Origin of the sequence: Archangium sp. (assembly GCF_036389735.1) — a bacterium.
GTDB lineage: Bacteria > Myxococcota > Myxococcia > Myxococcales > Myxococcaceae > Archangium.
This window is the reverse complement of the sequence record NZ_DASVWK010000104.1, coordinates 1-4,020: the sequence shown is the minus strand read 5'-3', so window position 1 is coordinate 4,020 and position 4,020 is coordinate 1. Positions and strand designations below refer to the sequence as shown.

At 70.5% G+C, this 4,020-nt stretch carries 4 protein-coding genes; all 4 read right to left on the bottom strand.

Annotation, left to right across the window (positions count from 1 at the left end; genetic code table 11):
* Nucleotides 1-140: 140 nt before the first annotated feature.
* Nucleotides 141-1,325 carry an aromatic ring-hydroxylating dioxygenase subunit alpha gene (locus VF794_RS04050; RefSeq protein ID WP_331107855.1) on the bottom strand — a complete coding sequence of 395 codons (1,185 nt, stop codon included), beginning with the start codon at nt 1,323-1,325 and terminating at the stop codon, nt 141-143.
* Nucleotides 1,322-2,950, bottom strand: a complete 1,629-nt coding sequence (locus VF794_RS04045; RefSeq protein ID WP_331107854.1) for a GH3 auxin-responsive promoter family protein — start codon at nt 2,948-2,950, stop codon at nt 1,322-1,324. Before VF794_RS04045 ends, VF794_RS04050 begins: the two co-directional genes overlap by 4 nt.
* Nucleotides 2,951-2,964: 14 nt before the next feature.
* A complete protein-coding gene (locus VF794_RS04040) occupies nt 2,965-3,732 on the bottom strand; it encodes a hypothetical protein (RefSeq protein WP_331107853.1) in 768 nt (255 codons plus the stop codon).
* Between the two features lie 8 nt (nt 3,733-3,740).
* On the bottom strand, nt 3,741-4,020 hold a 280-nt coding region (locus tag VF794_RS04035), incomplete at its 5' end, for an ASPIC/UnbV domain-containing protein (RefSeq protein ID WP_331107852.1).

Genomic DNA, 4,020 nt, shown 5'->3' with positions numbered 1-4,020 from the left:
ACATCCATTCATTTGCTCCTAGCAGCCGACAAATACCCGTTTTTAGAGCGACAAGCGGACAAGGGACTCTAGCTCCCGTCCCCCTCGCACCCTAGGCCATCTGTTGCACCAAGAGGAGTGCCAGAGCAGGCTTGCGCGGCTCAAATCCAGAAGACGATGTCGCGCTCCTCCTCGGTGGGGCCCTCGCCCGGGGCGCCCTCGCGCAGCCACTGGCGGTAGGACTCGATGTCCGCGTGCAGCAGGTCCGCCTCGGTGCCGGTGAAGACGCCGCCGCCGGGGCCGTTGGTGAGGCCCTCGCGCTGCACGCCCATGATGGCCACGTCCTGGCGAATCACTTGCGTGGTGTACCACTTCACCAGCGGGCGCAGCGCCCGGCCCACCAGCGTGTGGGGCAAGTCGAGCGGCAACCGGTAGCTGATGGCCGTGTAGACGAGGCTGTCCGTGGGGCCGATGGGCGTGCACTGCGAGTTGATGGCGAAGCCGCTCTCGCCCCACATGTAGTCCACGCGGGTGACATTGGGGACGTAGTACTTGTCCGTGTGGACGAGGGGCTGGCCGCGCGGGTTGAAGAGGCGCCCCAGGCCCGTGAGGCTGTCCTGCTCCTGCTGGTAGGTGACGAGCACGCTGCCCCCGGTGCGCTTCACCGTGGCGGGCACGCGCTTCCTCTGCGTGTCGCGAAACCACCCCGCGTGGACGAACTGGGTGTGCGGCACGTCCATGAAGTTCTCCACGAGGTTGGTCACCCCGTTGGGGAAGCGCGTCACCATGAAGTAGCAGGTCCACCCGGGCTGGCCCCAGTAGGGCACGCGGAAGGGCTCGGCGCGGGCGCGCGAGGCGTCGCCTCCCATGAAGACGAACACGAGCCCGTCCTGCTCCAGCGTGTCGAAGCGCTGGAGCCTGCCGAGGTCGCACGGCCTCACCTTCAGGCCCGCGCTCGCATGGCCCTGGGAGTCCAGCACCTCGCCGCACTGGCTGGGCCCGAGCGAGGGCACCTCCACCACCGCGCCCGAGCCGTCATACACCCAGCCGTGGTACGGGCAGCCGAGGCGGCCGTCGAAGACGTCTCCGGCGGACAGGCGCGCGTTGCGGTGGAGGCAGCGGTCGCGCAGGGCCACGGGCTTGCCGTGCTCGTCCCGGAAGAGGACGACATTGGTGCCGAAGACGGTGCGCGCCAGCGGCTTGCCCGAGGGCAGCTCGGCGGAGAGACAGGCGACGTACCAGAAATCCTTGAGGGCTCCACAGCGGGTGAGGTCGGCCTCGGCCTCGAGGTCCACGGAGGGAGTCGTCACGAGCGCGAGGTTCTGGAGGTCGAGCGGGTTCCTCATGGGCGCATCGCTCCTTGCTGGGAGAACCAGGCGGACCAGCCGGCCTGGCGATGAAGGTCGGTGGGTTTGATGTCCCCGGCGCGCTGACCGAGCGCGATACAGCGGGCCTCGTAGCGGCGGGTGCCCTCGGTGACGCGGAGGGCGCACACGGGCCCGAGCTGGCCGAGCTCGCGGGCGTAGCGGTAGTGGTAGCCCTCGCACAGGGCGCGCTCGATGGCGCGGGCGGCCTCCTCCAGGTGCACCTCGGGCAGGTCGGTCTCGACGAAGAGCCGGTAGGCCGGAGGAGCATGGGCGTCCCACTCGGGGGCCAGCATGGCGAAGGGGGGGCGCCGGCCGAGCACGGTGGGCAGCGTGGCGTCGAGCACGGTGGAGACGCGGGTGGCGGCGAGCTTCTCGCCGACGAGGTCACAGACGGAATCCGCCCGGCCCAGGAAGCGGAGGCAGGGCGTGGCGTGGTGGAAGCCCTCGACGCGGACGAGGTCTCCCAGGCGGTAGCGCAGCAGGCCGCCGGAGGTGGAGAGGAGGACGGAGTAGGTGCGGCCCCGCTCGAGTTCGTGCGCGAGCCAGGGGCGTGCGTCGGGGTGCTCCGGGTCGAGGAACTCGAAGAAGTGGCTGCGGACGGCGAGCACGGGGGCGGGGGCGTCGAAGAGGGGCAGTGAGACGACACCCTCGGTGGCGAGCAGTCCCTTGCCCTGGACCTCGATGCCCTGGAAGCGGCGGCACGCGGGCTCGACGGAGTGGGCGGCCTGGGCATCGGTCCACATGCTGAGCAGCGCGAGCCGGGGCCACAACAGCCGGGCCTGAAGACCGGAACGAAGCACCTCGCGAAGCACGGCGGCCCGCTCGGGCCGAGGCGTGAAGCGCATGCGCGAGAGGACTCCTCCCTCTCCCTCCGGGAGAGGAGGCCGGCACACCCCGCGCTCCAGATCCTCCGCCAACCGTTCCCCATGCCGCTCCAGGGCGTCCATGAGCAGCGTGAGGAAACTCGGGTTCCACACGCTCACCAGCGCCAGCTCCTCACACGCCACGAGGAACCACAGCGTCACATACCGGCACGATTCCACATCGGGCAGGTGAGCCACGGTGCCGGGCACGGCGAACACGCGAGCCAGCGCGGGCTGGAGGAAGCGCGGGAAGTACGCGGAGTCCTCGACACTGCCCACGGGAATGCCGCCGGGGGTGCGCCCCTGCTTGCGGCCGATGGGCGAGATGGACCAGTAGCTCGGGCCCTCGCGGAGCGCGGGGCGCGAGGCCAGCAGATCGAACAGCATGGGCGCGAGCGCGTGGTGGAACTCGCTCAACAACCCCTGGGTGACGGGGACGTACTTGGACGCTCCCGAGGATCCTCCCGAGGGCTCGAAGCGCACCACGGGCTCGCGGGTGAGGACGCGCGGCCCGCCGGACTTCAGGGCCTCGATGTCCGCGAGGACCGAGTCCGGCGTGGACACGGGCACGGCATCCTGGAACTCGCGCGCGGTGCGGACTCGGGAGAAGCCCGGCAGGCGCGTGGCCTGTGCGCTGTCACGGACGGCGTTCAGGACACGGGACAGGCACTCGGCCTGCGCCTGCTCGGGGCGAGAGAGGGCTCGACGGAACAGGAGCGCGGACGGAGCCTGGGCCGCCATGAGGCCAGTCAGGATCAGGCGCGCACTCCCATCAGTTTCAGGCCCCGGCGCGTCCACAGGCGAACCTGCTTCATGCTCAGCTCCGTCCGGGCCCACATCAGGTCCCTCACGCGGATCTCCGCCAGGCACACCAGTTCCTCGCCCTCCACGTGTCCGGGGTTGCTCCTCGCGAAGAACGCGCTGTGCGGATGCGCCGCCGCCTCCCGGTCGATCGGCGACACCCCATCCCTCACCCGGTAGTGCGAGCCCGAGAAGCGCACCGTGCCCCGCGTCGCCTCGTACTGCGCGCCGAACCAGCGCCGGGCCAGCGCGCTCAAGAAGGACACGCGCTCGGGCGGCGCCTCCCAGTCGTGGCGAGGCACCGTGCGCGGGAAGTGATTCACCGCCAGCAGGTACGTCTTGTAGCCCGCGCTCAACAGCAACCACAGCAGCGGGCGCAGCGGGCGGCGCAACTTGCGCGCGAGCATGAAGTGCCCGAAGCGGACCTGGAGCTCCTTCTGTCCCCAGTAGTCCGGATGGATGACGGTGTCGCCCGAGAAGACGACCTCCACCTTCCGCCCATCCACCTCCTCCTCGGAGACGCGCAGCGTGCTGAAGCCCACCAGCTCGCCCGTGCGCCGCGCGGACAGCAGGATGACGAACTGCTTCTCGGTCAGGTCCCGGGTGAAGCGCTCGGCGCTGACTCCCGCGTAGCACACCTGCATCAGCGCCAGCATCTGCCCGCGCTGGCGCTCGGTGAGCGACGCACAGGGGACGGTGGCTCCCTTCAAGGCGGAAAGCATCGGACTCCCTACTCCGCGCCGTGAATGCCGGCGGTGACGGCGGGCTGGTGGATGACGTGGTAGCGGTCGGCCTCGAGCCGCACGGTCTGCACCTCGCCGCCGTACCAGTGGATGGAGGCCGTGACCGGGCCCGCGTGGCGGCCGAGCCCGAAGTGCAGGCGCGGATCCGCCGAGGCGCTGAGCCCGCCCATCAACCCCAGCTCGTGAACCTGCTCCACCCGCTGGCCGCCCTCGTCGTAGGACACGACGACGCGCGTGCCCACGGCGTCGCGGCTCGTGCGCTCCCCG

Bases quoted from the DNA above. Each gene is read 5' to 3' on its own strand.
- VF794_RS04040 (WP_331107853.1), bottom strand. From the start codon at position 3,732: ATGCTTTCCGCCTTGAAGGGAGCCACCGTCCCCTGTGCGTCGCTCACC.
- VF794_RS04050 (WP_331107855.1), bottom strand. From the start codon at position 1,325: ATGAGGAACCCGCTCGACCTCCAGAACCTCGCGCTCGTGACGACTCCC.
- VF794_RS04045 (WP_331107854.1), bottom strand. From the start codon at position 2,950: ATGGCGGCCCAGGCTCCGTCCGCGCTCCTGTTCCGTCGAGCCCTCTCT.